This is a genomic window from Algibacter aquimarinus (assembly GCF_039543265.1).
Taxonomy (GTDB): Bacteria; Bacteroidota; Bacteroidia; order Flavobacteriales; family Flavobacteriaceae; genus Algibacter_B; species Algibacter_B aquimarinus.
Genome location: NZ_BAABJK010000004.1, coordinates 195849 through 221123, shown reverse-complemented (window position 1 = coordinate 221123; position 25275 = coordinate 195849). Strand labels below are relative to the sequence as shown.

Genomic DNA, 25275 nt, shown 5'->3' with positions numbered 1-25275 from the left:
TTTTAATTATTATTAATAACCAGGATTTTGTTGCGCTCTTAGTCCAGGATTCCCATTAAATTCTACTGATGGTAAAGGTAATGTGAATTTGAAATCATCTGGGGCTAAAGTACAAGCACCATTAAACGCACAGTCAAGAGGATCCCTAGTAACTCCTTGATTAGCTCTTACACCTAATCTTTTTAAGTCTTTCCAACGGTGACCTTCAAATGCAAACTCTACACGTCTTTCATTTAAAATAGCGGCAAAAGCAGCTTGTTGACTTGAGTAAACAGGTAATGGTTGAGCTGACCCAAAACGAGCATCTCTTAATTCCTTAATTAACGCAGCAGTAGAATTTGTTGCACCATTGATGTTACCAGCATCTGCAAGACTCTCTGCTAATATTAATAACATCTCAGAAGATCTAAATACTTTTAAGTCGTTTACTAAAAGAGCACCTGAAATTCCAGGATACTTTTGTATAACTAATTTATCTTCTTCCACAAAATCAGCAGCATTTTGGTAATCTGGAGAAACTACAGATGTAGGTGCTACACAAACATCATATCTAACATCTGCAGGATCGAATAAATTGAATAAGTTTCTACTAAATTCAAAATAAACACCACCACCAATTGTAGGATTTACGAATGCATATATGTAACCGGCTCCACCACCAGCAGCAACTGAACCAGTTGCTCCTTGACCATCATAAGGGCCATTAGCAGTTCTATCTAGCTTAAAGATAATTTCAGTGTTATCAGTATCTAAAAACATATTAGTGTACTGAGTTCTGTCAGCTAAAGGATATTTGTCTAATAATTCTTGAGCAAACGTAGCAGCGCTTGAATAATTTTGTCTGTAAGCAGCCATTCTAGCTCTTAGTGCAGTAACAAAGTCTTTTGTAACAAGAATAGGTGCGTTTGCATCTAATAATAAATCTTCTGCTCTATCTAAATCAGCATTAATTGCAGCAAATACCTCACCATTTGTGTTTCTTAAAGGTTGAGCATCCGTACCTGGTACAAAATCAATAATAGGAACTCCTAATGCACTATCATCTGCATAATCAGTAGAATAGTAAGATAATAATTGAAAGTGTGAAAACGCTCTCAAAGCATATAATTGACCTAAAATGTCATTGTACTCATCTTCTTCGCCAGCTTCTGGAGTTATAGCAAGTGCAGCATTAATTACTATGTTACAAGAAAATAACTCACCAATGTAACCATTTGACCAAAAAGTAGTAGAGGCTGCTGATTGAGAATTTAAAATAAACGCTAAACTAGTAGTGAAACCTTGTCCGCCTCCAGCAAATCCAACAGCAACTTCATCTGTGTAAGCACCCATTGCTATTTCTGGTGTAAGGTCATAGGCATTGTAAACACCTAATAACCCCTGTTGCAAATCAGCAACATTTTCAAAAGCTCTATCTGGTGTTAATCGACCTGGTTGAGCAATATCAATAGCATCCTGACAATTAAAGAAGAATGCTAAATTTAATATAAGTAAATATTTAATTTTTTTCATTTTTATTTTTTTTAAAATCCGATTTCTAATCCTATAGACATAATTCTTGCTGTTGGGTATGATCTTGATCCTGCTCTTGCAGAAGGGTCAAAACCTCTAAATTCAGTCCAAGTAAATAAGTTTTCAGCGTTTCCAAAAATTCTAATACTTCTAATACCTGAGTTTTCAATTGCTTTTTGAGGTACATTATAACCTAATTGAAGAAAACGAAGTCTTAGGTAATCTGAATTCTTGATAAACCTATCACTTGCACCACCACCAATAACACCTAAGTTAGTTGCATCTAAACTAGGAATATCTGTTATTCTATTATCTGGAGTCCAAGCTCTTAATAAGTCTTGAGATAAATTAAAAACTCCAATATCATCTCTATCTATTGCATTTGAGTAATCAAAATCAAATCTAGTTATTCCTACTTCATAGTTAAATTGCGTAGTTAAAAAGAAGTTTTTATAGTCTAAGTCAAAACCAAAGCTACCTAAAAATTCAGGTACATTGTTTGTTTCTGTCCAAACTGCGTCTCTATCAAAATCTGGAGATTCAGTTGCATTTCCATCTATGTCTAAGTATAACAGATTACCATTTGCTGGATTAACACCAGCATAACGAACTAGTTTTCTTTCACCTAAAATACCACCGTTTCTTCCAATACCTATTATTTCACCTGTTTCATCTGGTATGTCTTGCAATTCACTTTTATTGTAATTACCTACAAAGTTTAATGTTAAATTAACGTCTTGTGTTTGTATTAAATCATAGTGTAAATCAAAATCAAAACCTCTATTGAAAAGTGAACCAATGTTTGCATTTTGAGCAAATGATCCTGTTACTGCCGATAATGGTGCGTTTTGGAATAAATCTTCAGTTTTCTTTTGGTATACATCAAAAGCTCCTCTAAATCTGTTATTCCATAAGCCAAAATCAAGACCAATGTTACTTTGTATTACAGTTTCCCATCTTAGTGTACTGTTTCCAATTTGACCTCTAAAAATAGCTTGATTATTTCCGTAACCTGCACCTACACCAAAAAATGTTTCAGATAAGTCTGGTCCAGACCAATAAGAATTACCAGTAATTCTTTGGTTACCAGTTTCACCATAAAGAACCTCTAAGTTTTAAGCTATTAAAAGCGGTATTACTCATAAAGTTTTCATCAGCTATATTCCAAAAAGCTGCAATTGACCCAAAAGTACCCCATCTGTTTGTTGAAGCAAAACGATAAGATGCATCTCGTCTTAAAGTAAGCGAAACACCATACTTAGCATCAAAATCATAATTAAGTGTTCCGAAGTAAGATAATAAACCAGCATTTAAAATATTCGCATTAATTTGATCAACCAGCGCATCGTTGTCTGGTCCGTCAGGAATAAAACCACTACCATCACCCGGGAACAATGTTTTCGGGTTTAAACCGTTCGCATCAAAACCAAAAGTTCTAAAATGTGCTTTAAAGTATTCTAAATATGCTCCAGCTCCAAAAGTATGTTTTCCAATGGTTTTATTGTAGTTAATGGATGTTGTATTTTGGAAAGAAAAACGTCTTGTAGTTTGCTGATCCTGAAATCCATCTACAAGTGTATTAAATCTTAATTGATTTCTTGAGACTGGATCTTGGAAATCTAAAAAAGTAATATGTTCGTAATCAACACCAGCATTAATAGAAGCCGTTAGGTCATCAGTTAATCTGTAAGAAGCAGAAAAACCAGCAATTAATTTCATCTCTTCTTCAAGAGCTACTGAAGTTGCTAATTTATCAATATTATAGAAGGGTGCATAACCCACTATGAAACTTTGAGCTAAAGTAGGACCTCCAGGATTATCTTGAGGTGTTAAATAAGGTAAACTAGAAAATGCACCAAAAAGAGGGTTTTGGTTAACTCCATTTGTTCCAATACTAGTAGGCTCATCATCTTTAGAATAGTTTAAAGATATAGAAGTAGTATAGTTAAGTTTTTGATTTTTGGTTGTACCACTTACATTGTTTCTTAAATTGAAACGCTGTAAATTACTACCTCTTAACAAACCTTCTTGTGCAAAATAACCTAAAGAGGTGAATGATGAGGCATTCTCGCTACCAGTTGAAAAGGTAAGCGTATGATTTTGAGTTCTAGCTGTTCCTAAAAAGAAATCCAACCAATCAGTGGTAGGAGAAGCTGCAATTTCAGCATCTGTTAATGGTACATTAGTTGCTGGGAATAAGGGACCTAATCCATCTCCAGCACCTCTACCTATGCCTACATTACGCTCAAAGGTTAAGATATCTTGAGAGTTTTCGAAAAGATTATACCCTCTTTCATTACTGTATTGTAAATTAGAAAGACTGGTTATACCAGTATAGTTAATTTGTAAACCAGAACCTTTTTTACCTCTTTTAGTTTTTATTACTACAACACCGTTTGCACCTCTACTTCCATATATAGCAGTTGCACCTGCATCTTTAAGAACTGTAACAGATTCTATTTCATTAGGGTTCAAACTTCTAAAGTTATCTTCGTTAATTGGAATACCATCCATAAGAAATAATGGTTCTGTATTACCGTTGATAGAATTGGCACCCCTTAATTCTATGGTAGAATTAGCTCCAGGTTGTCCTGAGTTGGTTGCAATATCAAGACCTGCAACTTGCCCTGTTAATGTCTGGACAAAACTTGCATTAGGTCTGTTTTCAATTGTTTCAGATGTAATTCTTGAAGCAGCTATATTAGACTTCTTTTTTGCTACAGTTGCATAACCAGTTACAACTACCTCCTCTAATGAAGCAGCATCCTCTGTTAATGTAGCATTAATTGTACTTGAAGATCCAATCACCATTTCTACAGTCGAGTATCCAACAAAACTAAACACAAGAGTAGCCCCTTGATTTGCTCTGATTGAGTATTTACCATCGAAATCTGAAGATGTACCAGAAGAAGTACCTTTAACTAAGACAGTAGCTCCAGGAAGAGGTAAGCCAGAATCATCTGATACCGTACCTGAAATTGTCTTTTCTTGTGCAAACGTAAGTTGCACGACAAACGCTAGTAATAGCGTTAGAATTCCACTAAACTTTGTTTTCATTTTATAATTATTTGAATTAGTCAATGCCAAAAATCATAATAAAAAGTTAATTAAACAATAAATAATGGTTAAAATTTGCTATTTGGGTGTAAATTTTAAGATAAATGTAAAAAAACACTAGAAATTTGTAGTCAAACTAATATGTATCTTAGAATTTGATAGTCTAAATTTTTGATTCTCTAATTTACCATTAGCATAATTAAATCTAAATAATCCTGCTTTTGTTAATAAACCAAAACCAAAACCGTAACCAAAGAGCTTTTCTTTCGTATTTGATACTTTATTTTCAAAATAAGCTACATCTGTAATAGAATGTATATATATACTATTGCTAAGTTGATATCTGTATTCGGTATTAATTAGGCCGTATAATGAAGAAAATAGACTATTCTCCTCAAAACCTCTGATAGATGTTATGCCACCAAATCTAAATAATTCATTTTCTAGGTAAGTATCAGAGTTTAATATAGAGCTGTTTACTCTAGTGTAAATGCTATTTTTTAAATTAAGGTTAAATATTTTAAAAGCATCAATTGTAAATTGAGATTGCTTTTGAGATTCGTTGGTTAATTTTCTTGTTCCGAAATTAGATTCTAAGTATAATCTTGACTTAATAGGAAAAAGTCTGCTTGTGTTTTGAGGATTCAAATATTCATAAGCGAACGAATAATATGAAGTTTTGTAATCTATAATACTTGCGGAGGTATTTTGGTTTAATAAGTTATTTGATTCAGAGTTAACTATTCCAGCAAAAATTTTATGTTTAGAATTTATTTGGTAGTGCAACTTAGTAAACTGATTTACAGTTGTGAATGATGAGTCCTTCTTAAATATCTGTAATTGTAAGTCAATACCAACAGGCGATTTAAATAAATAAGGTAAAGTAATATCTGTTTTAAATGTTTTCTGGTCATTTTCGTCACTCTTGTATAAGAGTTTAAATGTTTCTCCAAAATTTAAGTTATTTGTTAGGTTTAAATTAAGATAACCATCAAACTCCAAATTATTAGTTTCTTCATTGGTTCCAAAACCTAAAAAGCCATCAAAATTATTACTTTTTGCTTTTTCTAAATATAGATACAATGTTGTTGAATCTTTGGAAAACAAAACTTCAGGACTTTTTATCTGATTGGCAAAATTTAAATCATTCAGTAATTTAGTTCTATTTCTAACTCTATCTAGATTAAACGTTTGATTTGGTTTTATTTTTAAATAATGTTTCAAATAAGAACGAGGGAATTTCTCATATCCTTTTATTTCTATACTATTAATAGTTCTTTGTTTTTCTTTAGTTTCTATAACTAAGTTAGCAGTAAGTTTTTGTTTGTTGTTGACGATAATATCAGATAGGTATAGTTTAGAGAAAGGATAACCTTTTTGAGTGATTATAGAGTTAATTTGATTGAGTGCATCTCCAATCGTATAAAATTCTAATTCAAAATAATTATCAAAAACATTATCTGATATTAAACTCAAAGTTGATTTATCAGTAACGGAATTATTGTAGTGTATATATATGGTATTAAATTTTCTTTTTAAAGAAAGACGAGAATGAAAAGATGAGTCATTTATTTTTATAATTTCCTTAATATTATTTTCAATGTATCCTATTTTAAAAAGTCTGTTTTGTAAAGAATCAACTTCCGATTTAATAGAAACAAAATCATTGTGCTTTTTTAAATACTGTAATGAGTCTATAATGGCTGTTTCAGCTTCTGTTTCTCCATAAATTTTTAAGTGAAGATCTTGACACTCCCCTTCAAAAGAAAAAAGGATATATATAATAATGACTAAATAAGAAGTTTTATGCACGTTTACAACCGCTATTTTTTCTGTAAATCTAACGGAAAATATAAGCTTATAATATAGCTTATGTTATTATTTTTGAAAACTCTTAAAAATTAATGAATTAGGATTTGAATTTCAAATTTTAATTTCTACCTTTGCACGCCTCTTAGAAGAGGTTAATAAAATTTATATTATTATATATGCCAACAATTTCGCAATTAGTAAGAAAAGGAAGAGCCAAAATAACCAAGAAGAGTAAATCGGCTGCTTTAGATTCTTGTCCGCAAAGACGTGGTGTGTGTACTCGTGTTTACACAACAACTCCTAAAAAACCTAACTCAGCAATGCGTAAGGTAGCAAGGGTTCGTTTAACAAACGGTAACGAGGTTAATGCATACATCGGTGGTGAAGGACACAATCTACAAGAGCACTCGATAGTATTGGTTAGAGGTGGAAGGGTAAAAGATTTACCAGGAGTTAGATATCACATTGTACGTGGTGCTTTAGACACAGCAGGTGTTTCAGGTAGAACGCAACGTAGATCTAAGTATGGTGCTAAACGCCCTAAGAAGTAATTAAAACTTTAAGAAGAAGACATGAGAAAAAGAGCAGCAAAAAAGAGACCGCTTTTACCGGATCCAAAATTTAACGACCAGTTAGTTACTCGTTTCGTTAATATGATGATGTGGGATGGTAAGAAGTCTGTCGCTTTTAAAGTATTCTACGATGCAATTGATATTGTAGACTCAAAAAAAACTGACGAAGAAAAAACAGCGTTAGAAATCTGGAAAGATGCCTTGTCTAATGTGATGCCTCACGTAGAAGTACGTAGTCGTCGTGTTGGTGGTGCAACATTCCAAATTCCAATGCAAATTCGTCCAGATCGTAAAGTTTCAACAGCGATGAAATGGCTAATTAGCTATGCTCGTAAAAGAAACGAAAAATCAATGGCATTACGTTTAGCATCTGAAGTTTTAGCAGCAGCTAAAGAAGAAGGAGCAGCCGTTAAGAAACGAGTTGATACTCATAAAATGGCAGAAGCAAACAAAGCATTCTCTCACTTTAGATTTTAAGAAATGGCAAGAGATTTAAAATATACTAGAAATATAGGTATTGCTGCACATATTGATGCAGGAAAAACTACTACAACAGAGCGTATTCTTTATTATACAGGTGTTTCACACAAAATTGGGGAAGTACATGATGGTGCTGCAACAATGGACTGGATGGAGCAAGAGCAAGAAAGAGGTATTACAATTACTTCTGCTGCTACAACCTGTGAGTGGAAATTTCCAATCGAGAATGGAAATCCAACTCCAGAAACTAAAGGATATCACTTTAATATAATTGACACACCAGGTCACGTTGATTTTACCGTAGAGGTAAACCGTTCATTACGTGTACTTGATGGTTTAGTTTTCTTATTTAGTGCGGTTGATGGTGTTGAGCCACAATCTGAGACTAACTGGAGATTAGCTGACAACTATAAAGTTCCAAGAATTGGTTTTGTTAACAAAATGGATCGTCAAGGATCAAACTTTTTAGGTGTTTGTCAACAAGTAAAAGATATGTTAAAATCTAATGCAGTGCCAATCGTTTTAAACATTGGTGACGAAATAGATTTTAAAGGTATTATAGATTTAGTTAAGAATAGAGCTATTGTATGGCATGATGAAACTCAAGGGGCAACTTTTGATGTTATTGAAATTCCAGAAGAGCTTAAGGAAGAAGCTAGAAAATATAGAGCATTACTTATTGAAGAAGTAGCAACTTATGATGAAAATCTTTTAGAGAAATTCATGGAAGATGAAGATTCTATTACAGAAGAAGAAGTGCATGCTGCACTTAGAGCTGCTGTAATGGATATGGCTATCATCCCAATGATTTGTGGTTCTGCATTCAAAAATAAAGGTGTTCAATTCTTATTAGATGCTGTATGTCGTTACCTACCATCTCCAACAGATAGAGATAACATTGTAGGAACTAATCCAGATACAGGAGAAGAAGCCATACGTAAACCAGATGCAAAAGATCCGTTTGCTGCATTAGCATTTAAAATTGCTACCGATCCTTTTGTAGGTCGTTTAGCATTCTTTAGAGCTTACTCTGGTCGTTTGGATGCGGGTTCATATATCTTGAACAACCGTTCAGGTAAGAAAGAGCGTATCTCTCGTATCTATCAAATGCACTCTAATAAACAAAACGCTATCGATTATATCGAAGCAGGAGATATTGGAGCAGCAGTAGGATTTAAAGATATCAAAACAGGTGATACCATGTCTGATGAAAAACATCCTATTGTTTTAGAATCTATGGACTTCCCAGATCCAGTAATTGGTATCGCGGTTGAGCCTAAAACAAAAGCTGATGTTGATAAATTAGGTATGTCTTTAGCAAAATTAGCTGAGGAAGATCCAACATTTACAGCAAGAACAGATGAAGCTTCAGGACAGACTATTATTTCTGGAATGGGTGAGCTTCACTTAGATATTATTGTTGACCGTCTTAAGCGTGAGTTTAAGGTTGAAGTAAACCAAGGTCAACCACAAGTTGAGTACAAAGAAGCTATTACACAAGCTGCTGATCATAGAGAGGTTTATAAGAAACAATCTGGTGGTCGTGGTAAGTTTGCTGATATTGTATTTACTATTGAGCCAGCTGATGAAGGTGTTACTGGACTTCAGTTCGAATCTATAATTAAAGGTGGTAACGTTCCTAAAGAATTTATCCCTTCAATTGAAAAAGGATTTAAAATGGCTATGGTTAATGGTCCTTTAGCAGGTTACGAGGTTGATTCTATGAAAGTAACATTGAAAGATGGATCTTACCACGATGTGGATTCGGATCAGTTATCTTTCGAATTGGCTGCTAAACTTGGATTTAAAAATTCTGCAAAAGCTGCAAAAGCAGTAATTATGGAACCAATCATGAAACTTGAGGTAATTACTCCTGAAGAAAACATGGGTGACATTGTTGGAGATTTAAATAGAAGAAGAGGACAAGTAAGCGATATGGGTGATAGAGCTGGTGCAAAAACTGTAAAAGCTACTGTGCCATTATCTGAAATGTTCGGTTATGTTACTACATTAAGAACATTATCGTCAGGTCGTGCAACGTCAACAATGGAATTTTCTCACTACGCTGAAACACCTTCAAATATTTCTGAAGAGGTTATTAAAGCAGCAAAAGGTGTTGAAGCTTAAAATCTAAGAAAATGAGTCAAAAAATCAGAATAAAATTAAAATCTTACGATCACAACTTAGTAGACAAGTCTGCTGATAAGATTGTAAAAACGGTAAAAAGTACTGGCGCTGTAGTAACGGGACCAATTCCATTACCAACGCACAAGAAAATTTTTACTGTATTACGTTCTCCTCACGTAAACAAGAAATCAAGAGAGCAGTTTCAGTTATCTTCATATAAAAGATTATTAGATATCTACTCTTCGTCATCAAAAACTATTGATGCCTTGATGAAACTTGAGTTGCCAAGTGGTGTAGAAGTAGAGATTAAAGTATAAGTGAATTTTCAGCATTAATTGTTGAATAACATGTCCCACCGATGCGGTCGAGGGAAAAACGGATAAATACATTTCAGGGACGAAAGGTATTTTGTCCCTGAAATTTTTTAATAACAATGTTGAATTAAGTTTCAACGAAATAGTAATAATTAATAATAAATAAATATGTCTGGGTTAATTGGAAAAAAAATCGGTATGACCAGCATCTTCGACGAGAACGGGAAGAATATTCCTTGTACGGTAATTGAAGCTGGACCATGTATCGTTACCCAAGTCAGAACTGAAGAAGTTGATGGTTATGAAGCCATTCAACTTGGTTTCGATGACGCGACAGAAAAAAGCGCTACTAAAGCAGACTTAGGTCATGCTAAAAAAGCGGGTACTTCTGTAAAACGCAAAGTTGTTGAATTCAAAGGTTTTGATGAGGAGTACAAATTAGGAGATGCAATCACTGTTGAACATTTTAACGAAGGAGAATTCGTTGATGTAGCAGGAACGTCTAAAGGTAAAGGATTTCAGGGTGTTGTAAAACGTCATGGTTTCGGTGGTGTAGGTCAAGCTACTCACGGTCAACATAACCGTTTAAGAGCGCCAGGATCTATTGGAGCAGCATCTTACCCTGCAAGAGTTTTTAAAGGCATGAAAATGGCTGGACGAATGGGGGGAGATACTGTAAAAGTTCAAAATTTAAGAGTTTTAAAAGTAGTTGCTGATAAGAATCTACTTGTGGTTAAAGGTTGTGTACCTGGTCACAAAAACGCTTATGTAACAATTCAGAAGTAATGAAAGTAGCAGTTTTAGATATAAACGGAAAAGACACAGGTAGAAAGGCAGACCTTTCTAAAGATGTGTTTGCTATTGAGCCTAATAATCATGCAGTATACTTGGATGTTAAACAATATTTAGCAAACCAAAGACAAGGAACTCACAAATCAAAAGAGAGAGCTGAGATTTCTGGAAGTACACGTAAGATTAAAAAGCAAAAAGGAACTGGTACAGCTAGAGCAGGTAGTATTAAGTCTGGTGTATTTAAAGGTGGAGGTCGTATGTTCGGTCCAAGACCAAGAAACTACAACTTCAAACTTAATAAAAACTTAAAGCGTTTAGCGCGTAAATCAGCCTTAAGTATCAAAGCAGGAGAGAAGTCAATTACAGTTTTAGAAGACTTTAATTTTGACGCTCCAAAAACAAAAAACTTTACAGCGGTTTTAAAGGCTTTAGAGCTTGAAAACAAAAAATCTCTGTTTGTGTTGGGTGGGTCAAATAATAACGTATATTTGTCATCGCGCAATTTAAAAGGCTCTGAGGTTATAACTTCTTCAGAATTAAGTACTTACAAGATTTTAAATGCAAATCAAGTAGTACTTTTAGAAGGTGCTTTAGAAGGAATTCAAACAAACTTAAGTAAATAAGAAACAGATGAGTATCTTAATTAAACCTATAATCACAGAAAAAGCGACAGCGGATAGCGAGTTAAGAAACTGCTATACGTTCTCGGTGAACACAAAGGCGAATAAGGTAGAAATCAAAAAAGCGGTGGAAGCTGCTTATGGTGTTTCTGTTGAAAAAGTTCGTACTATAAATGTCCGTCCAGATCGTAGTACCAAGTTTACAAAAACTGGTATTCAACATGGTAAAACAAATGCTGTTAAAAAAGCAATTGTACAACTGGCGGAAGGTGAAATGATTGATTTATACAGTAACATGTAATTAAAGACTAATGTCAGTAAGAAAATTAAAACCAATCACACCAGGACAGCGTTTTAGAGTAGTAAACGGTTACGATGCCATTACTACTGATAAGCCGGAAAAGAGTTTACTCGTTCCGAACAAAAGGTCTGGTGGTAGAAACAATCGAGGAAAAATGACCATGCGCTATATTGGTGGAGGTCATAAGAAAAAGTATCGTATTATCGATTTTAAAAGAGACAAAGCAGGTATTCCTGGTGAAGTAGCTTCTATTGAATACGATCCAAACAGAACAGCTTTTATCGCTTTATTGAATTATCAAGATGGTGAGAAAAGATATATTATTGCTCAAAATGGACTTCAGGTTGGGCAAAATGTAGTGTCTAGTAAAGAAGGTGTTGCTCCAGAAATTGGAAATGCAATGCCTTTAAGTGAAATTCCATTAGGAACTATTATTTCTTGTATAGAGTTACGTCCAGGTCAAGGAGCTATTATGGCTCGTAGTGCTGGTGCTTTTGCTCAATTAATGGCAAGAGATGGTAAATTTGCTACGGTTAAATTACCTTCAGGTGAAACAAGATTAATTCTTGCTAACTGTATGGCTACAATCGGTGTTGTTTCTAACTCAGATCATCAATTATTAGTTGGTGGTAAAGCAGGTAGAACAAGATGGTTAGGTAGACGTCCAAGAACGAGACCAGTAGTAATGAATCCAGTTGATCACCCAATGGGTGGTGGTGAAGGTAAATCTTCAGGTGGACATCCTCGTTCTAGAAACGGTATTCCAGCTAAAGGTTATAGAACCCGTTCTAAATCAAAAGCGAGTAATAAATATATTGTAGAACGTAGAAAGAAATAAGACATGGCAAGATCATTAAAAAAAGGACCTTACGTTCATTATAAATTGGAAAAGAAAGTAGCTGTGAATGTTGAGAACAACAAAAAAACTGTAATTAAAACTTGGTCTAGAGCCAGTATGATTACTCCAGATTTTGTTGGGCAAACCATAGCAGTACACAATGGCCGTCAATTTGTACCAGTTTATGTAACTGAAAACATGGTAGGTCATAAGTTAGGAGAATTTTCACCAACACGTTCATTCCGTGGACATGCTGGTGCTAAAAATAAAGGTAAAAAGTAGTAAGCTATGGGAAGTCGTAAAAAACAAATGGCAGACGCTATTAAGGAAGCAAAAAAGCATGTTGCTTTTGCTAAACTTAATAATTGTCCTACATCACCAAGAAAAATGCGCTTAGTAGCTGATTTAGTAAGAGGCGAAAAGGTAGAGAATGCACTTAATATTTTGAAGTTCAATCAAAAAGAAGCATCTGGTCGTTTAGAGAAGTTGTTATTATCAGCAATCGCTAACTGGCAAGCAAAGAATGAAGATGCTGATGTTGAATCTGCAGAATTATTTGTAAAAGAGATTAAAGTGGACAGTGGATCTATGTTAAAAAGATTACGTCCAGCTCCTCAAGGTCGTGCACACAGAATAAGAAAACGTTCAAACCATGTAACATTAGTGGTTGGAGCTAACAATAACACACAAGCTTAATAAGAGTATGGGACAAAAAACAAATCCAATCGGAAATCGCTTAGGAATTATCAGAGGATGGGAATCTAACTGGTACGGAGGAAACGATTATGGTGATAAACTTGCCGAAGACGATAAGATTAGAAAATACGTTCACGCGCGTTTATCTAAAGCTAGTGTAAGTAGAGTAATTATTGAGAGAACTTTAAAACTTGTAACCGTTACTATCACAACGGCTCGCCCAGGTATCATTATTGGTAAAGGCGGTCAAGAGGTAGACAAGTTAAAAGAAGAGCTTAAGAAAATTACTGGAAAAGAAGTTCAGATTAACATCTTTGAGATTAAAAGACCTGAACTTGATGCATTTTTAGTAGGATCTAGTATTGCTCGTCAAATTGAAAATAGAATTTCATACAGACGTGCAATTAAGATGGCTATCGCTGCTACAATGCGTATGAACGCTGAAGGAATTAAAATCCAAATTAGTGGTCGTTTAAATGGTGCTGAAATGGCACGTTCAGAACACTACAAAGAAGGACGTATTCCTTTATCAACTTTTAGAGCCGATATTGATTATGCTTTAGTTGAAGCACACACTACTTATGGTAGATTGGGTGTTAAAGTATGGATCATGAAAGGTGAAGTATATGGTAAAAGAGAGCTTTCTCCGCTTGTTGGATTATCTAAGAAGCAAGGAAAAGGTGGAAGAGGTGGAAATAAAGGACCTCGTCGTAGAAAGTAATTTTTTATAAAGTAAAGAAAAATGTTACAGCCTAAAAGAACAAAATTTCGTAAACAACAAAAAGGACGTATGAAAGGTCTCTCTGGAAGAGGGCACCAACTTTCAAACGGAACTTTTGGAATAAAAGCATTAGACGCCACGTTTATTACTGCACGTCAAATTGAAGCAGCTCGTATTGCCGCTACACGTTACATGAAAAGAGAAGGTCAACTTTGGATTAAAATATTTCCAGACAAGCCTATTACAAAAAAGCCTCTTGAAGTACGTATGGGTAAAGGTAAAGGTGCCGTTGAATTATGGGTAGCTGTTTGTAGACCAGGTCGTGTTTTATTTGAAGTTGGTGGTGTGCCACTAGACATTGCAAAAGAAGCATTACGTTTAGCAGCACAAAAACTACCTGTAAAAACTAAGTTTATAATTGCTCGCGATTACGAAGCATAATAATTTAAGATGATGAAACAATCAGAAATTAAAGAATTATCAGTAGCCGAGTTACAAGAGAAGCTTGGTGAAACAAAAAAGAGTTATTCAGACCTAAAATTGGCTCATGCAATATCTCCTTTAGAAAATCCAATTCAATTACGTTCTATAAGAAGAACTGTAGCTAGAATTGCGACTGAATTAACTAAAAGAGATTCACAATAATTCTGCTGAAAGATGGAAATGGAAACAAGAAATTTAAGAAAAGAACGTATAGGAGTTGTTACTAGTAACAAAATGCAAAAATCAATAGTTGTTGCAGAGGTTAAAAAAGTAAAACACCCTATGTATGGAAAATTCGTTTTAAAAACGAAAAAGTACGTAGCACACGACGAAACAAACGATTGTAATATTGGAGATACAGTAAAGATCATGGAAACAAGACCTTTAAGTAAATCTAAATGTTGGAGATTAGTTGAAATTTTAGAAAGAGCTAAATAATTATGGTACAACAAGAATCAAGAATTAAAGTAGCAGATAACACTGGCGCTAAAGAGGTTTTAGTTATACGTGTATTAGGCGGTACTAAAAGAAGATACGCTTCTGTAGGAGACAAAGTTGTTGTTTCTGTAAAAGATGCAACTCCTAATGGAAACATTAAGAAAAAAGCAGTTTCTACAGCAGTAGTTGTTCGTACTAAGAAAGAAGTAAGAAGACCAGACGGATCTTATATAAGATTTGACGATAATGCTTGTGTTTTGTTAAACCCAACGGGTGAAATGAGAGGAACACGTGTATTTGGTCCTGTTGCTAGAGAACTTCGTGATAAACAATTCATGAAGATTGTATCATTAGCACCTGAGGTGCTTTAATACATTATAAGTAAGATGACAAAGCTTAGAATAAAAACTGGAGATACTGTAAAGGTAATTGCTGGAGATCATAAAGGGTCTGAAGGTAAAGTACAAAAGGTATTAATAGAAAAGAACAAAGCGATTGTAGAGGGAGTAAACATGGTTAAGAAACATACTAAACCAAGTGCACAAAATCCTCAAGGCGGAATCGTAGAGAAAGAAGCAGCTATTCATATTTCTAACTTATCGTTGTTAACTTCAAAAGGAGAAACAACTAGAGTTGGATATAGAATGGAAGGCGATAAAAAAGTAAGATTTTCAACAAAATCTAATGAAGTAATATAGTTATGGCATATTCACCTAGACTTAAAGAAGAGTATAAAAGCAGAGTAATTGCAGCTCTTACAGACGAATTCGGTTATAAAAATATAATGCAAGTACCTAAACTTACTAAGATAGTTGTATCTAAAGGAGTTGGTGCTGCAGTAGCAGACAAAAAACTTATTGACTATGCAGTTGAAGAGTTAGCTACAATAACTGGACAAAAGGCTATAGCTACATTATCTAAAAAGGATGTTGCATCTTTTAAATTACGTAAAGGCATGCCTATTGGTGCTAAAGTAACTTTACGTGGTGAAAAAATGTACGAGTTTTTAGATCGTTTAGTAACTTCAGCACTTCCACGTGTTAGAGATTTTAACGGAATTAAAGCTACAGGATTTGATGGTAGAGGTAACTATAATTTAGGAGTTACTGAACAAATTATTTTTCCAGAAATAAACATTGATAAAGTGAATAAAATTTCTGGTATGGATATTACATTTGTAACTACTGCAGATACTGATAAAGAAGCAAAATCATTATTAACTGAATTAGGATTACCTTTTCAAAAGAATTAAGATATGGCTAAAGAATCAATGAAAGCCCGTGAGGTAAAAAGAGCTAAAACAGTAGCTAAGTATGCTGAAAAACGTAAAGCTTTAAAAGAAGCTGGTGATTACGAAGCATTACAAAAGTTACCAAAAAATGCATCTCCTATACGTCAGCATAATAGATGCAAATTAACAGGAAGACCAAAAGGTTATATGAGAACTTTTGGAATTTCTCGTGTAACTTTCAGAGAAATGGCGAATCAAGGTCTTATCCCTGGAGTTAAAAAAGCTAGTTGGTAATATTATTTAAATAATCGGGTTTAAGGTTCGAAATAGTTCGAAAACCAAGACCACAAAATCAATTCATTATGTACTCAGATCCAATTGCGGATTTTTTGACAAGAATTAGAAATGCAGTGCGTGCTAACCACAGAGTGGTAGAAATTCCTGCATCTAATCTTAAAAAAGACATCACTAAAATATTATTCGAACAAGGATATATTTTAAGTTACAAGTTTGATGATTCTACTGTACAAGGAACTATTAAAATAGCCCTTAAGTACAATAAAGAAACAAAAGAACCAGTAATTAAGAAACTTCAAAGAATTAGTACACCAGGTTTACGTCAGTATGCTGGTGCTAATGAGTTACCACGTATCTTAAACGGTTTAGGTATTGCTATTGTTTCAACTTCTCATGGAGTTATGACAGGTAAACAAGCCAAAAGAGATAATGTTGGTGGCGAAGTTTTATGTTACGTATACTAATTTTAAAGCCAGAAAGAAATGTCAAGAATAGGAAATAATCCAGTAGCCATTCCAGAAGGTGTAACAGTTGATGTTAAAGATAACGTTGTAACTGTAAAAGGAAAATTAGGAGAGTTAACACAAAATTACGACTCTATTGAAATTAAAGTAGAAGAAGGAAATGTTATGGTAACACGTTCTTCTGATACTAAAGATCAGAAAGCAAAACATGGTTTGTATAGATCATTAATGCATAATATGATAGAAGGTGTATCTAAAGGATGGACTAAAGAATTAGAATTGGTAGGTGTAGGTTATAGAGCATCAAACCAAGGACAAAAATTAGATTTAGCCTTAGGATTTTCTCACAATATTATTTTAAACATTGCTCCAGAAGTAAAAGTTGAAACAATATCAGAAAAAGGAAAAAATCCAATAGTGAAACTCACATCATTCGATAAACAACTTGTTGGTCAAGTAGCTGCGAAAATCCGCGGATTTAGAAAACCTGAACCTTACAAAGGAAAAGGAGTCAAGTTTGTTGGTGAAGAAATAAGAAGAAAAGCAGGTAAATCAGCTTAATAATTAAGTTATGGCATTGACAAAGAACGAAAGAAGACTAAGAATAAAAAACAGAATCCGTAAGGTTGTTTCTGGTACAGAAGCAAGACCAAGATTAGCTGTTTATAGAAGTAATAAAGAAATTTATGCTCAATTAGTAGATGACGTAACTGGTAACACTATCAGTGCAGCATCTTCAAGAGATAAAGACATTAGTGCTGCAAAAGCAACTAAATCTGAGGTAGCTAAATTAGTAGGTAAAGCACTTGCTGAAAAAGCTTTAAAGGCCGGTGTAGAAACAATCTCTTTTGATAGAGGTGGATATTTATACCACGGTAGAGTTAAACAATTAGCTGAAGGAGCTAGAGAAGCAGGACTTAAATTCTAAGAAATTATGTTTAAAAAATATAAAAGTGCAGAATTAGTAAAACCAGGTGGGTTAGATCTTAAAGATCGTTTAGTTGGTGTACAAAGAGTTACAAAAGTAACTAAAGGTGGTAGAGCATTTGGTTTTTCAGCAATTGTTGTAGTTGGTGATGAAGCTGGTGTTGTAGGACAAGGTTTAGGAAAATCTAAAGACGTAGCTAGCGCAATTGCAAAAGCTGTTGAAGATGCTAAGAAAAATCTTGTACGTATTCCTATTATCAAAGGAACATTACCACATGAGCAAAAAGGTAAATATGGTGGAGCTAGAGTAAATATTATTCCTGCTGCTCCTGGTACAGGTGTAATTGCTGGAGGTGCTGTAAGAACTGTTCTTGAGGCCGTAGGTGTACACGATGTATTATCTAAATCTCAAGGATCTTCAAACCCTCATAACGTAGTGAAAGCAACTTTTGATGCTTTATTACAATTAAGAGATGCGAATGCTATTGCTAGAGACAGAGGTATTACACTTGAACAAGTTTTTAACGCTTAATACAGACAGAGATGGCAAAGATTAAAGTAAAAAAAGTTAAAAGCGCAATCAATCGTTCGCAAAGACAAAAAAGAACTTTAGAAGCTCTTGGTCTTAAAAAGATTGGTCAAGTAAAAGAGCATGAAGCTACACCAAATATTCTTGGTATGGTTGCTAAAGTTTCACATTTAGTTTCTGTTGAAGAAGCTTAAAAATATAAACTGAAAAATGGATTTAAGTAATTTAAAACCTGCAGAAGGTTCAGTAAAAAGCCAAGGTAAAAGAATAGGTAGAGGACAAGGTTCTGGTAAAGGTGGTACGGCAACACGTGGTCACAAAGGAGCAAAATCTCGTTCAGGTTATTCTAAGAAACTAGGATTTGAGGGAGGGCAAATGCCACTTCAAAGACGTGTTCCTAAATTTGGTTTTACTAACATTAACCGCGTTGAGTATCAAGGTATCAATTTAGATACATTACAACAATTGGTTGATGATAAGAAAATTAAAGATACAGTAGATTTTGAAATATTATTCACTAACCGTTTAGCTGGAAAAAATGATTTAGTTAAAATTATGGGCCGTGGAGAGTTAAAAGCAAAATTAAAAGTATCTGCACATAAGTTTACTGCTTCAGCAAAAGCTGCTATTGAAGCTGCAGGAGGAGAAGCTGTAACTATATAAGACTTTTTACAAGTATGAAATTTATAGAATCAATAAAGAATGTTTGGAAAATTGAGGAACTGAGAAACAGAATCATCGTAACGTTGAGTTTGTTATTAGTTTATCGATTTGGTGCCCAAGTTGTATTACCAGGTATTGATGCTGCCCAATTAGGTGGTTTGGCTGATAAAACAGATGGAGGAATATTAGGTTTACTTAATGCCTTTACTGGTGGAGCTTTTGCAAACGCATCTGTATTTGCACTTGGTATTATGCCATACATTTCTGCTTCTATTGTGGTTCAATTAATGGGTATAGCTATTCCTTATTTGCAAAAATTACAAAAAGAAGGAGCGAGTGGTCAAAAGAAGATTACTCAAATTACTAGATGGTTAACCATAGCAATTTGTTTATTACAAGCACCAGGCTACTTAGCTAGCTTACCAGCTTTAGGTATTCCACCAAGTGCTTTTTTATTAGGAACCGGATTTTTATTCTATTTCTCATCAGTTACGATACTGGTAACAGGTTGTATTTTTGCGATGTGGTTAGGAGAAAAAATTACTGATAAAGGTATTGGCAACGGTATATCACTATTAATTATGGTTGGTATTATCGCTACTTTACCACAATCGTTTTTACAAAATGCAGCTACTAGATTAGAAGGTAATAATGTAATGCTTATTCTTTTTGAATTGGTAATATGGTTTGTAATAATTTTAGCTTCAATTATGTTAGTAATGGGTGTTAGAAAAATTGCTGTACAATATGCAAGAAGAACTGCAAGTGGTGGTTATGAGAAAAGTGCTATGGCAGGATCAAGACAATACATTCCACTAAAGCTTAATGCCTCTGGGGTTATGCCAATTATATTTGCTCAAGCTATTATGTTTGTACCAAGTTTAATTGGTGGGTCTTCGTTTTTAAAAGAAACTACAGCTGGTGCATGGATGCAAACTAACTATTCAGATATGTTTGGTTTTTGGTATAATGTTACTTTTGCTCTGTTAATAATTGTATTTACATACTTTTATACAGCGATTACTGTACCTACAAATAAAATGGCTGACGATTTAAAACGTAGTGGAGGTTTTATTCCTGGAATTCGTCCAGGTTCTGAAACATCAGAATATTTAGATAAAATAATGTCTCAAATAACTTTACCAGGTTCTATATTTTTAGCGCTTATTGCTGTGTTCCCAGCTTTTATTGTTAAATTAATGGGAGTACAAGCAGGATGGGCTTTATTTTTCGGAGGGACCTCACTATTAATTATGGTAGGAGTTGCAATAGATACTATGCAACAAATAAATTCCTATTTGTTAAATAGACACTATGATGGTTTGATGAAGACAGGTAAAAATAGAAAAGCAGTAGCTTAATTATTATACTATGGCAAAACAAGCAGCAATAGAACAAGACGGAACTATTATAGAAGCGTTATCAAATGCTATGTTTCGTGTTGAATTAGAAAACGGTCACATTGTGACGGCACATATCTCTGGAAAAATGCGTATGCATTATATTAAACTATTACCAGGTGATAAAGTAAAATTAGAAATGAGTCCTTATGATTTAACGAAGGCTCGAATAACTTATAGATACTAATACGATGAAAGTAAGAGCATCAGTTAAAAAAAGAAGTGCAGATTGTAAGATCGTGCGTAGAAAAGGAAGACTTTACGTAATTAACAAAAAGAATCCTAGATTTAAACAAAGACAAGGGTAATTATGGCAAGAATTGCAGGTGTAGACATACCAAAAAACAAAAGAGGAGTTATTTCTTTAACTTATATCTATGGAATAGGTAGAAGTAGAGCAAAAGAAATTTTAGCAACGGCTAAAGTAGACGAAAGTACAAAAGTTCAAGATTGGACCGATGACCAAATAGCTGGTATTCGTGATGCTGTTGGTAGTTTCACAATAGAAGGTGAATTACGTTCTGAAACACAATTAAACATTAAAAGATTAATGGATATTGGGTGTTACAGAGGAATACGCCACAGATCTGGTTTACCATTAAGAGGACAACGTACTAAAAACAACTCTAGAACCAGAAAAGGTAGAAGAAAAACAGTTGCTAACAAGAAAAAAGCAACTAAATAATAATTAGAAATATTTGGTCTTTAGTATTTAGACGTTGGAAGGAATCTGTTTGAAATTACGGTTTAGGATTCTAGCGACTATCACTAAAACTAATCACTAGAAAATATGGCAAAGACAAGTACAAAAAAACGTAAAGTTATAGTTGATTCAGTAGGAGAAGCTCATGTTACAGCTTCTTTTAACAACATCATTATTTCACTTACCAACAAAAAGGGAGACGTAATTTCATGGTCTTCAGCTGGTAAAATGGGATTTAGAGGTTCTAAGAAAAACACACCTTATGCGGCTCAATTAGCTGCTGAAGATGCTGCAGGAGTGGCATCAGAAGCTGGATTGAAAAAAGTAAAGGTTTATGTGAAAGGCCCAGGAAATGGTAGAGAATCTGCTATTCGTTCTATCCACAATGCTGGTATTGAAGTAACAGAAATTATTGATGTTACACCATTACCACATAACGGATGTCGTCCACCAAAAAGAAGAAGAGTTTAATCACGTTTTAATTAACGCGAATTAAATAAAAGCAAATAGAAAATTAATGTCATCTGAATATCAGATGATGTTAATTTTTGTGTAAATTTGCAGACCGAAAAAATTATTAACAAGTATTAACGAGAGATCAACGATTATCGAAGGATAAGATTAAGACCTTAATTCATAATCACTCTCAAAACAAATTTAAAATGGCAAGATATACTGGTCCTAAAACTAAAATAGCTCGTAAATTTGGCGAAGCTATCTTCGGAGATGATAAATCTTTCGAAAAAAGAAACTACCCACCTGGTCAACATGGTAATAACCGTAGACGAGGAAAAAAATCAGAATACGCAATCCAATTGATGGAAAAACAAAAGGCTAAGTATACCTATGGTATCTTAGAGCGTCAATTTAGAGGATTATTTAAAAAGGCAAGAGCAGCACAAGGAATTACAGGTGAGGTTCTTCTACAATTATGTGAATCTAGATTAGATAACGTAGTTTTCAGAATGGGTATTGCTCCAACAAGAAGTGGTGCGAGACAATTAGTATCTCACAGACACATTACTGTAAATGGAGAATTAGTAAATATTCCATCTTACTCTTTAAAAGCTGGTGACGTTGTTGCTGTAAGAGAAAAATCAAAATCACTTGAAGCTATTGAAAGATCACTTTCAAATTCAAGTAATGTTTATGAATGGATTACTTGGAATAGTGATACTAAGCAAGGAACTTACGTTTCTGTTCCTGCTAGAATTCAAATTCCAGAAAACATAAACGAACAATTCATCGTCGAATTATATTCTAAATAATAAATTAATCACATTGGTATTTAGCCAAAGGATTTATTAGTCTTCTTCAAACTTTTAAATCGCGCAACTAAATAACAATTAAAACGAAGAACAATATGGCAGTATTTAATTTTCAAAAACCAGACAAAGTAATCATGATTGATTCTACTGATTTCGAAGGTAAATTCGAATTCAGACCATTAGAACCAGGTTACGGTTTAACAGTAGGTAATGCATTAAGAAGAGTTTTATTATCTTCTTTAGAAGGTTTTGCAATTACATCGGTTAGAATAGAAGGTGTAGACCATGAATTTTCTGCAATTGCAGGTGTGGTAGAAGATGTAACAGAAATCATTCTAAACCTAAAACAAGTTCGTTTTAAAAGACAAATTGAAGATATTGATAACGAATCAATTTCAATTTCAATTTCTGGTCAAGAAAGAATAACAGCTGGTGATTTTCAAAAATTTATCTCTGGGTTTCAAGTTTTAAATACAGAATTAGTAATCTGTAACTTAGATCCAAAAGTGAATTTTAATATGGAAATTACTATTGAAAAAGGTAGAGGTTATGTGCCTGCAGAAGAAAACAAAAAAGCTTCTGCCCCAATGGGAACAATCTTTACAGATTCAATTTACACACCAATAAAAAACGTTAAATACAGTATTGAAAACTATCGTGTTGAGCAAAAAACTGATTATGAAAAATTAGTTTTTGAAATCATTACTGACGGTTCAATAACGCCACAAGACGCTTTAACCGAAGCTGCAAAAACATTAATTCACCACTTCATGTTATTCTCTGATGAGCGAATCACTTTAGAAGCTGATGAAATTGCACAAACTGAAACTTATGATGAAGAATCACTTCACATGCGTCAGTTGCTTAAAACTAAGCTAATCGATATGGATTTATCTGTACGTGCACTTAATTGTTTAAAAGCTGCAGAGGTTGATACTTTAGGAGACTTAGTATCTTTCAATAAAAATGATTTAATGAAATTCAGAAACTTTGGTAAGAAGTCTTTAACAGAACTGGAAGAGCTAGTTAATGTAAAAGGATTAAATTTTGGAATGGATTTAAGTAAATATAAATTAGATAAAGATTAATTAATCATATTTTGCTCCTCGATTAACGAGTTTGGTAGCAAGATGATAAAACAAATGTCATGAGACACGGAAAAAAAGTAAATCACTTAGGTAGACAGACAGCCCACAGAAAGGCTATGTTAGCAAATATGGCTTGTTCTTTAATTGAACACAAGCGAATCAATACAACAGTTGCTAAAGCAAAAGCTTTAAAACAATTTGTTGAGCCAATGATTACAAAGTCTAAAGAAGATACAACACATAATAGACGTTTAGTTATGGCTCGTTTAAGACAAAAAGAAGCTGTTGCTGAATTGTTTAGAGATGTAGCTGCTAAAGTTGCTGACAGACCTGGTGGTTATACAAGAATTATAAAGCTTGGAAATCGTTTAGGGGATAATGCTGATATGGCAATGATAGAGCTTGTAGATTACAATGAAATCTATAATGCTGATAAAAAAGCTAAGAAAACAACTCGTAGAAGTAGAAGAGGAGGTTCTAAACCTGCTGTTGCAGTACCAGTTGAAACTAAAGCATCAAACGAAGAAGAGTAAATGTTAATAAGCATTTAATATATAAAGGATAAACTATTTTAGTTTATCCTTTTTTTTATGCAATTTTGTGAAACTTTTTAAATAAATATGAAGCATCTGTAAACTAAAGTTAGTATCAAAATTAGATACACAATATAGTGTTACATGTGACATATTTTTATAATTTAAACTAACAAATGAAATATCAAAAAAGACAAAAAGCCCTCATTCTATTAGCAGATGGAACCATTTTTTATGGTAAAGTAGTTGGTAATAAACAAGGAACAGCCTTTGGTGAGGTTTGTTTCAATACAGGCATGACGGGTTACCAAGAGATTTTTACAGACCCTTCTTATTACGGTCAGCTTATGGTAGCTACAAATGCTCATATTGGTAATTATGGAACAAATGCCGACGAGGTAGAATCTGACTCTATAAAGATAGCAGGATTAATCGTTAGAAATTTTAGTTACGAATACTCTCGTGTAGATTCTGAAGGTTCTCTAGAAGACTTTTTGGATAAAAATAATTTATTAGCAATTTCTGATGTAGATACAAGAGCCTTGGTTAGTTATATTAGAGATCATGGTGCAATGAATGCAGTAATATCTACAGAAATTGATAATATTGAAGGATTAAAAAAGCAGTTAGCCGAAGTACCTAACATGGAAGGTCTAGAACTCGCTTCAAAAGTTTCAACTAAAGAGCCATATTATTTTGGAGATGAAAATGCAACTTACAGAGTTGCCGCTTTAGATATAGGAATTAAAAAGAACATACTCCGTAACATTGCAAAAAGAGATGCTTACATTAAAGTATTTCCATATAATTCTAAATTTGAAGATTTAGAAGCTTTTAAGCCTGATGGCTACTTTTTGTCAAATGGACCAGGAGATCCAGAACCTCTGGTAGAGGCGCAACAAGTTGCTAAAGAAATTATAAAAAGAGATTTACCATTATTTGGTATTTGCCTTGGTCATCAAGTAATAGCACTAGCAAATGGTGTGTCAACTTACAAGATGCATAATGGTCATAGAGGAATCAACCATCCTGTAAAAAATATGATTACAGGAAAAGGTGAAATTACATCTCAAAATCATGGATTTGCGGTTAATAGAGAGGATTCTGAGGCTCATCCAGATTTAGAAATAACACATGTACATTTAAATGATCATACAGTTGCAGGTTTAGCAATGAAGAATAAAAATTGTTTTTCAGTTCAATACCATCCTGAGGCAAGTCCAGGACCTCATGATTCTGAATATCTTTTTGATCAGTTTATTGAAAACATAAAAAATAAATAATTTATAAGCCTCAAAATAGCTGTCTGTTTTGAGGCTTTTGTTAACTAAAACGTTGTAGAGGTGTTTTTGAATATTTCTTTAAGAACAACTAAAAATAAACAAGAATAAGCCGTAAATTTGAGGTAA

Annotated in this window: 37 protein-coding genes; 33 read left to right on the top strand and 4 right to left on the bottom strand. The window is 33.8% G+C overall.

Annotation, left to right across the window (positions count from 1 at the left end; translation table 11 throughout):
• Nucleotides 1-12: 12 nt before the first annotated feature.
• The 4 genes from ABD939_RS03825 to ABD939_RS03810 all read right to left on the bottom strand — a co-directional run bounded on the left by ABD939_RS03825 (nucleotide 13) and on the right by ABD939_RS03810 (nucleotide 6381).
• Nucleotides 13-1512 (bottom strand): RagB/SusD family nutrient uptake outer membrane protein, encoded by a 1500-nt coding sequence (locus tag ABD939_RS03825; protein WP_345164687.1) that lies wholly within the window; start codon nucleotides 1510-1512, stop codon nucleotides 13-15.
• An 11-nt stretch (nucleotides 1513-1523) separates the two neighbouring features.
• A complete protein-coding gene (locus tag ABD939_RS03820) occupies nucleotides 1524-2201 on the bottom strand; it encodes a hypothetical protein (protein ID WP_345164685.1) in 678 nt (225 codons plus the stop codon).
• A 403-nt stretch (nucleotides 2202-2604) separates the two neighbouring features.
• The gene (locus ABD939_RS03815; protein ID WP_345164683.1) at nucleotides 2605-4569 is read right to left on the bottom strand and encodes a SusC/RagA family TonB-linked outer membrane protein; all 1965 of its coding nucleotides are present in this window, start codon (nucleotides 4567-4569) and stop codon (nucleotides 2605-2607) included.
• A gap of 117 nt (nucleotides 4570-4686) precedes the next feature.
• Nucleotides 4687-6381: a POTRA domain-containing protein gene (locus ABD939_RS03810; RefSeq protein WP_345164681.1), complete on the bottom strand. Its 1695-nt coding sequence runs from the start codon at nucleotides 6379-6381 to the stop codon at nucleotides 4687-4689.
• Nucleotides 6382-6557: 176 nt separating this feature from the next.
• Here ABD939_RS03810 and rpsL point away from each other — a divergent pair, with 176 nt between their 5' ends.
• The 33 genes from rpsL (at nucleotide 6558) to carA (ending at nucleotide 25149) form a co-directional block, all read left to right on the top strand.
• Complete coding sequence (rpsL, locus tag ABD939_RS03805) at nucleotides 6558-6932, top strand: 30S ribosomal protein S12 (protein WP_019386263.1); 375 nt, start codon at nucleotides 6558-6560, stop codon at nucleotides 6930-6932.
• 21 nt (nucleotides 6933-6953) lie between these two features.
• Nucleotides 6954-7430 (top strand): 30S ribosomal protein S7, encoded by a 477-nt coding sequence (rpsG, locus tag ABD939_RS03800; protein WP_345164678.1) that lies wholly within the window; start codon nucleotides 6954-6956, stop codon nucleotides 7428-7430.
• A 3-nt stretch (nucleotides 7431-7433) separates the two neighbouring features.
• Nucleotides 7434-9560 carry an elongation factor G gene (gene fusA / locus ABD939_RS03795; RefSeq protein WP_345164676.1) on the top strand — a complete coding sequence of 709 codons (2127 nt, stop codon included), beginning with the start codon at nucleotides 7434-7436 and terminating at the stop codon, nucleotides 9558-9560.
• An 11-nt stretch (nucleotides 9561-9571) separates the two neighbouring features.
• The gene (rpsJ, locus tag ABD939_RS03790; RefSeq protein WP_007650482.1) at nucleotides 9572-9877 is read left to right on the top strand and encodes a 30S ribosomal protein S10; all 306 of its coding nucleotides are present in this window, start codon (nucleotides 9572-9574) and stop codon (nucleotides 9875-9877) included.
• Nucleotides 9878-10042: 165 nt separating this feature from the next.
• Nucleotides 10043-10660, top strand: coding sequence for a 50S ribosomal protein L3 (gene rplC, locus ABD939_RS03785; protein ID WP_345164674.1), 618 nt, complete (start codon nucleotides 10043-10045; stop codon nucleotides 10658-10660).
• A complete protein-coding gene (rplD, locus tag ABD939_RS03780; RefSeq protein WP_345164672.1) occupies nucleotides 10660-11289 on the top strand; it encodes a 50S ribosomal protein L4 in 630 nt (209 codons plus the stop codon). The genes rplC and rplD overlap by 1 nt, the downstream gene beginning before the upstream one ends.
• A 7-nt stretch (nucleotides 11290-11296) precedes the next feature.
• Complete coding sequence (gene rplW, locus ABD939_RS03775) at nucleotides 11297-11587, top strand: 50S ribosomal protein L23 (protein WP_345164670.1); 291 nt, start codon at nucleotides 11297-11299, stop codon at nucleotides 11585-11587.
• A gap of 10 nt (nucleotides 11588-11597) precedes the next feature.
• On the top strand, nucleotides 11598-12425 hold the full coding sequence (gene rplB / locus ABD939_RS03770; RefSeq protein WP_345164668.1) for a 50S ribosomal protein L2: 828 nt from the start codon (nucleotides 11598-11600) through the stop codon (nucleotides 12423-12425).
• A 3-nt stretch (nucleotides 12426-12428) separates the two neighbouring features.
• Entirely contained in the window at nucleotides 12429-12707 is a 279-nt protein-coding gene (rpsS, locus tag ABD939_RS03765; RefSeq protein ID WP_034043300.1) for a 30S ribosomal protein S19, read from the top strand.
• A gap of 6 nt (nucleotides 12708-12713) precedes the next feature.
• On the top strand, nucleotides 12714-13121 hold the full coding sequence (gene rplV / locus ABD939_RS03760; RefSeq protein WP_345164666.1) for a 50S ribosomal protein L22: 408 nt from the start codon (nucleotides 12714-12716) through the stop codon (nucleotides 13119-13121).
• A gap of 7 nt (nucleotides 13122-13128) precedes the next feature.
• Nucleotides 13129-13842 carry a 30S ribosomal protein S3 gene (rpsC, locus tag ABD939_RS03755; protein ID WP_345164664.1) on the top strand — a complete coding sequence of 238 codons (714 nt, stop codon included), beginning with the start codon at nucleotides 13129-13131 and terminating at the stop codon, nucleotides 13840-13842.
• 21 nt (nucleotides 13843-13863) lie between these two features.
• On the top strand, nucleotides 13864-14283 hold the full coding sequence (gene rplP, locus ABD939_RS03750; protein WP_139697443.1) for a 50S ribosomal protein L16: 420 nt from the start codon (nucleotides 13864-13866) through the stop codon (nucleotides 14281-14283).
• Between the two features lie 12 nt (nucleotides 14284-14295).
• Entirely contained in the window at nucleotides 14296-14487 is a 192-nt protein-coding gene (rpmC, locus tag ABD939_RS03745) for a 50S ribosomal protein L29 (protein WP_345167320.1), read from the top strand.
• 18 nt (nucleotides 14488-14505) lie between these two features.
• A complete protein-coding gene (gene rpsQ, locus ABD939_RS03740) occupies nucleotides 14506-14763 on the top strand; it encodes a 30S ribosomal protein S17 (RefSeq protein ID WP_019386276.1) in 258 nt (85 codons plus the stop codon).
• Between the two features lie 2 nt (nucleotides 14764-14765).
• Complete coding sequence (rplN, locus tag ABD939_RS03735) at nucleotides 14766-15134, top strand: 50S ribosomal protein L14 (RefSeq protein ID WP_013869034.1); 369 nt, start codon at nucleotides 14766-14768, stop codon at nucleotides 15132-15134.
• Between the two features lie 15 nt (nucleotides 15135-15149).
• Nucleotides 15150-15461 carry a 50S ribosomal protein L24 gene (gene rplX / locus ABD939_RS03730; RefSeq protein ID WP_345164658.1) on the top strand — a complete coding sequence of 104 codons (312 nt, stop codon included), beginning with the start codon at nucleotides 15150-15152 and terminating at the stop codon, nucleotides 15459-15461.
• 2 nt (nucleotides 15462-15463) lie between these two features.
• Nucleotides 15464-16015, top strand: coding sequence for a 50S ribosomal protein L5 (rplE, locus tag ABD939_RS03725; RefSeq protein ID WP_345164656.1), 552 nt, complete (start codon nucleotides 15464-15466; stop codon nucleotides 16013-16015).
• 3 nt (nucleotides 16016-16018) lie between these two features.
• Nucleotides 16019-16288, top strand: coding sequence for a 30S ribosomal protein S14 (gene rpsN, locus ABD939_RS03720; RefSeq protein ID WP_092579393.1), 270 nt, complete (start codon nucleotides 16019-16021; stop codon nucleotides 16286-16288).
• A 68-nt stretch (nucleotides 16289-16356) separates the two neighbouring features.
• Complete coding sequence (gene rpsH, locus ABD939_RS03715) at nucleotides 16357-16755, top strand: 30S ribosomal protein S8 (RefSeq protein WP_345164650.1); 399 nt, start codon at nucleotides 16357-16359, stop codon at nucleotides 16753-16755.
• 18 nt (nucleotides 16756-16773) lie between these two features.
• A complete protein-coding gene (gene rplF, locus ABD939_RS03710; protein WP_345164648.1) occupies nucleotides 16774-17316 on the top strand; it encodes a 50S ribosomal protein L6 in 543 nt (180 codons plus the stop codon).
• 10 nt (nucleotides 17317-17326) lie between these two features.
• Nucleotides 17327-17683: a 50S ribosomal protein L18 gene (rplR, locus tag ABD939_RS03705; protein ID WP_345164646.1), complete on the top strand. Its 357-nt coding sequence runs from the start codon at nucleotides 17327-17329 to the stop codon at nucleotides 17681-17683.
• 6 nt (nucleotides 17684-17689) lie between these two features.
• Complete coding sequence (rpsE, locus tag ABD939_RS03700) at nucleotides 17690-18214, top strand: 30S ribosomal protein S5 (RefSeq protein WP_092847729.1); 525 nt, start codon at nucleotides 17690-17692, stop codon at nucleotides 18212-18214.
• 11 nt (nucleotides 18215-18225) lie between these two features.
• A complete protein-coding gene (gene rpmD / locus ABD939_RS03695) occupies nucleotides 18226-18405 on the top strand; it encodes a 50S ribosomal protein L30 (RefSeq protein WP_345164642.1) in 180 nt (59 codons plus the stop codon).
• Nucleotides 18406-18421: 16 nt separating this feature from the next.
• Nucleotides 18422-18874 carry a 50S ribosomal protein L15 gene (gene rplO / locus ABD939_RS03690; RefSeq protein WP_345164640.1) on the top strand — a complete coding sequence of 151 codons (453 nt, stop codon included), beginning with the start codon at nucleotides 18422-18424 and terminating at the stop codon, nucleotides 18872-18874.
• A 14-nt stretch (nucleotides 18875-18888) separates the two neighbouring features.
• Nucleotides 18889-20235 (top strand): preprotein translocase subunit SecY, encoded by a 1347-nt coding sequence (gene secY / locus ABD939_RS03685; protein WP_345164638.1) that lies wholly within the window; start codon nucleotides 18889-18891, stop codon nucleotides 20233-20235.
• A 10-nt stretch (nucleotides 20236-20245) separates the two neighbouring features.
• On the top strand, nucleotides 20246-20461 hold the full coding sequence (gene infA, locus ABD939_RS03680; protein ID WP_007094967.1) for a translation initiation factor IF-1: 216 nt from the start codon (nucleotides 20246-20248) through the stop codon (nucleotides 20459-20461).
• 4 nt (nucleotides 20462-20465) lie between these two features.
• Nucleotides 20466-20582 carry a type B 50S ribosomal protein L36 gene (ykgO, locus tag ABD939_RS03675; protein ID WP_013305171.1) on the top strand — a complete coding sequence of 39 codons (117 nt, stop codon included), beginning with the start codon at nucleotides 20466-20468 and terminating at the stop codon, nucleotides 20580-20582.
• Between the two features lie 2 nt (nucleotides 20583-20584).
• Nucleotides 20585-20959, top strand: coding sequence for a 30S ribosomal protein S13 (rpsM, locus tag ABD939_RS03670; protein WP_345164635.1), 375 nt, complete (start codon nucleotides 20585-20587; stop codon nucleotides 20957-20959).
• Between the two features lie 105 nt (nucleotides 20960-21064).
• Nucleotides 21065-21448, top strand: coding sequence for a 30S ribosomal protein S11 (gene rpsK, locus ABD939_RS03665; RefSeq protein WP_345164633.1), 384 nt, complete (start codon nucleotides 21065-21067; stop codon nucleotides 21446-21448).
• A 191-nt stretch (nucleotides 21449-21639) separates the two neighbouring features.
• Nucleotides 21640-22245 (top strand): 30S ribosomal protein S4, encoded by a 606-nt coding sequence (gene rpsD, locus ABD939_RS03660; protein ID WP_345164632.1) that lies wholly within the window; start codon nucleotides 21640-21642, stop codon nucleotides 22243-22245.
• A 95-nt stretch (nucleotides 22246-22340) separates the two neighbouring features.
• Nucleotides 22341-23333 carry a DNA-directed RNA polymerase subunit alpha gene (locus ABD939_RS03655; protein ID WP_345164630.1) on the top strand — a complete coding sequence of 331 codons (993 nt, stop codon included), beginning with the start codon at nucleotides 22341-22343 and terminating at the stop codon, nucleotides 23331-23333.
• Between the two features lie 59 nt (nucleotides 23334-23392).
• Nucleotides 23393-23866, top strand: coding sequence for a 50S ribosomal protein L17 (rplQ, locus tag ABD939_RS03650; RefSeq protein ID WP_345164628.1), 474 nt, complete (start codon nucleotides 23393-23395; stop codon nucleotides 23864-23866).
• Nucleotides 23867-24042: 176 nt separating this feature from the next.
• Complete coding sequence (carA, locus tag ABD939_RS03645) at nucleotides 24043-25149, top strand: glutamine-hydrolyzing carbamoyl-phosphate synthase small subunit (RefSeq protein ID WP_345164626.1); 1107 nt, start codon at nucleotides 24043-24045, stop codon at nucleotides 25147-25149.
• Nucleotides 25150-25275 lie beyond the last annotated feature (126 nt).

Excerpts from the sequence above, each read along its gene's own strand:
- carA (WP_345164626.1), top strand. The coding sequence starts at position 24,043 with ATGAAATATCAAAAAAGACAAAAAGCCCTCATTCTATTAGCAGATGGA.
- rplW (WP_345164670.1), top strand. The coding sequence starts at position 11,297 with ATGAGTATCTTAATTAAACCTATAATCACAGAAAAAGCGACAGCGGAT.
- rplO (WP_345164640.1), top strand. The coding sequence starts at position 18,422 with ATGGATTTAAGTAATTTAAAACCTGCAGAAGGTTCAGTAAAAAGCCAA.
- rpsC (WP_345164664.1), top strand. The coding sequence starts at position 13,129 with ATGGGACAAAAAACAAATCCAATCGGAAATCGCTTAGGAATTATCAGA.
- rpsQ (WP_019386276.1), top strand. The coding sequence starts at position 14,506 with ATGGAAACAAGAAATTTAAGAAAAGAACGTATAGGAGTTGTTACTAGT.
- ABD939_RS03655 (WP_345164630.1), top strand. The coding sequence starts at position 22,341 with ATGGCAGTATTTAATTTTCAAAAACCAGACAAAGTAATCATGATTGAT.
- fusA (WP_345164676.1), top strand. The coding sequence starts at position 7,434 with ATGGCAAGAGATTTAAAATATACTAGAAATATAGGTATTGCTGCACAT.
- rpsE (WP_092847729.1), top strand. The coding sequence starts at position 17,690 with ATGTTTAAAAAATATAAAAGTGCAGAATTAGTAAAACCAGGTGGGTTA.
- rpmD (WP_345164642.1), top strand. The coding sequence starts at position 18,226 with ATGGCAAAGATTAAAGTAAAAAAAGTTAAAAGCGCAATCAATCGTTCG.
- rplX (WP_345164658.1), top strand. The coding sequence starts at position 15,150 with ATGACAAAGCTTAGAATAAAAACTGGAGATACTGTAAAGGTAATTGCT.
- rplF (WP_345164648.1), top strand. The coding sequence starts at position 16,774 with ATGTCAAGAATAGGAAATAATCCAGTAGCCATTCCAGAAGGTGTAACA.
- rpsH (WP_345164650.1), top strand. The coding sequence starts at position 16,357 with ATGTACTCAGATCCAATTGCGGATTTTTTGACAAGAATTAGAAATGCA.
- rplD (WP_345164672.1), top strand. The coding sequence starts at position 10,660 with ATGAAAGTAGCAGTTTTAGATATAAACGGAAAAGACACAGGTAGAAAG.
- rpsJ (WP_007650482.1), top strand. The coding sequence starts at position 9,572 with ATGAGTCAAAAAATCAGAATAAAATTAAAATCTTACGATCACAACTTA.
- rplC (WP_345164674.1), top strand. The coding sequence starts at position 10,043 with ATGTCTGGGTTAATTGGAAAAAAAATCGGTATGACCAGCATCTTCGAC.
- rplP (WP_139697443.1), top strand. The coding sequence starts at position 13,864 with ATGTTACAGCCTAAAAGAACAAAATTTCGTAAACAACAAAAAGGACGT.
- rplV (WP_345164666.1), top strand. The coding sequence starts at position 12,714 with ATGGGAAGTCGTAAAAAACAAATGGCAGACGCTATTAAGGAAGCAAAA.
- ABD939_RS03815 (WP_345164683.1), bottom strand. The coding sequence starts at position 4,569 with ATGAAAACAAAGTTTAGTGGAATTCTAACGCTATTACTAGCGTTTGTC.
- secY (WP_345164638.1), top strand. The coding sequence starts at position 18,889 with ATGAAATTTATAGAATCAATAAAGAATGTTTGGAAAATTGAGGAACTG.
- rpsL (WP_019386263.1), top strand. The coding sequence starts at position 6,558 with ATGCCAACAATTTCGCAATTAGTAAGAAAAGGAAGAGCCAAAATAACC.
- rpsM (WP_345164635.1), top strand. The coding sequence starts at position 20,585 with ATGGCAAGAATTGCAGGTGTAGACATACCAAAAAACAAAAGAGGAGTT.
- rplN (WP_013869034.1), top strand. The coding sequence starts at position 14,766 with ATGGTACAACAAGAATCAAGAATTAAAGTAGCAGATAACACTGGCGCT.
- rpsN (WP_092579393.1), top strand. The coding sequence starts at position 16,019 with ATGGCTAAAGAATCAATGAAAGCCCGTGAGGTAAAAAGAGCTAAAACA.
- rpsK (WP_345164633.1), top strand. The coding sequence starts at position 21,065 with ATGGCAAAGACAAGTACAAAAAAACGTAAAGTTATAGTTGATTCAGTA.
- rpmC (WP_345167320.1), top strand. The coding sequence starts at position 14,296 with ATGAAACAATCAGAAATTAAAGAATTATCAGTAGCCGAGTTACAAGAG.
- rpsS (WP_034043300.1), top strand. The coding sequence starts at position 12,429 with ATGGCAAGATCATTAAAAAAAGGACCTTACGTTCATTATAAATTGGAA.
- infA (WP_007094967.1), top strand. The coding sequence starts at position 20,246 with ATGGCAAAACAAGCAGCAATAGAACAAGACGGAACTATTATAGAAGCG.
- rplQ (WP_345164628.1), top strand. The coding sequence starts at position 23,393 with ATGAGACACGGAAAAAAAGTAAATCACTTAGGTAGACAGACAGCCCAC.
- ykgO (WP_013305171.1), top strand. The coding sequence starts at position 20,466 with ATGAAAGTAAGAGCATCAGTTAAAAAAAGAAGTGCAGATTGTAAGATC.
- rpsD (WP_345164632.1), top strand. The coding sequence starts at position 21,640 with ATGGCAAGATATACTGGTCCTAAAACTAAAATAGCTCGTAAATTTGGC.
- rpsG (WP_345164678.1), top strand. The coding sequence starts at position 6,954 with ATGAGAAAAAGAGCAGCAAAAAAGAGACCGCTTTTACCGGATCCAAAA.
- rplR (WP_345164646.1), top strand. The coding sequence starts at position 17,327 with ATGGCATTGACAAAGAACGAAAGAAGACTAAGAATAAAAAACAGAATC.
- rplB (WP_345164668.1), top strand. The coding sequence starts at position 11,598 with ATGTCAGTAAGAAAATTAAAACCAATCACACCAGGACAGCGTTTTAGA.
- rplE (WP_345164656.1), top strand. The coding sequence starts at position 15,464 with ATGGCATATTCACCTAGACTTAAAGAAGAGTATAAAAGCAGAGTAATT.
- ABD939_RS03825 (WP_345164687.1), bottom strand. The coding sequence starts at position 1,512 with ATGAAAAAAATTAAATATTTACTTATATTAAATTTAGCATTCTTCTTT.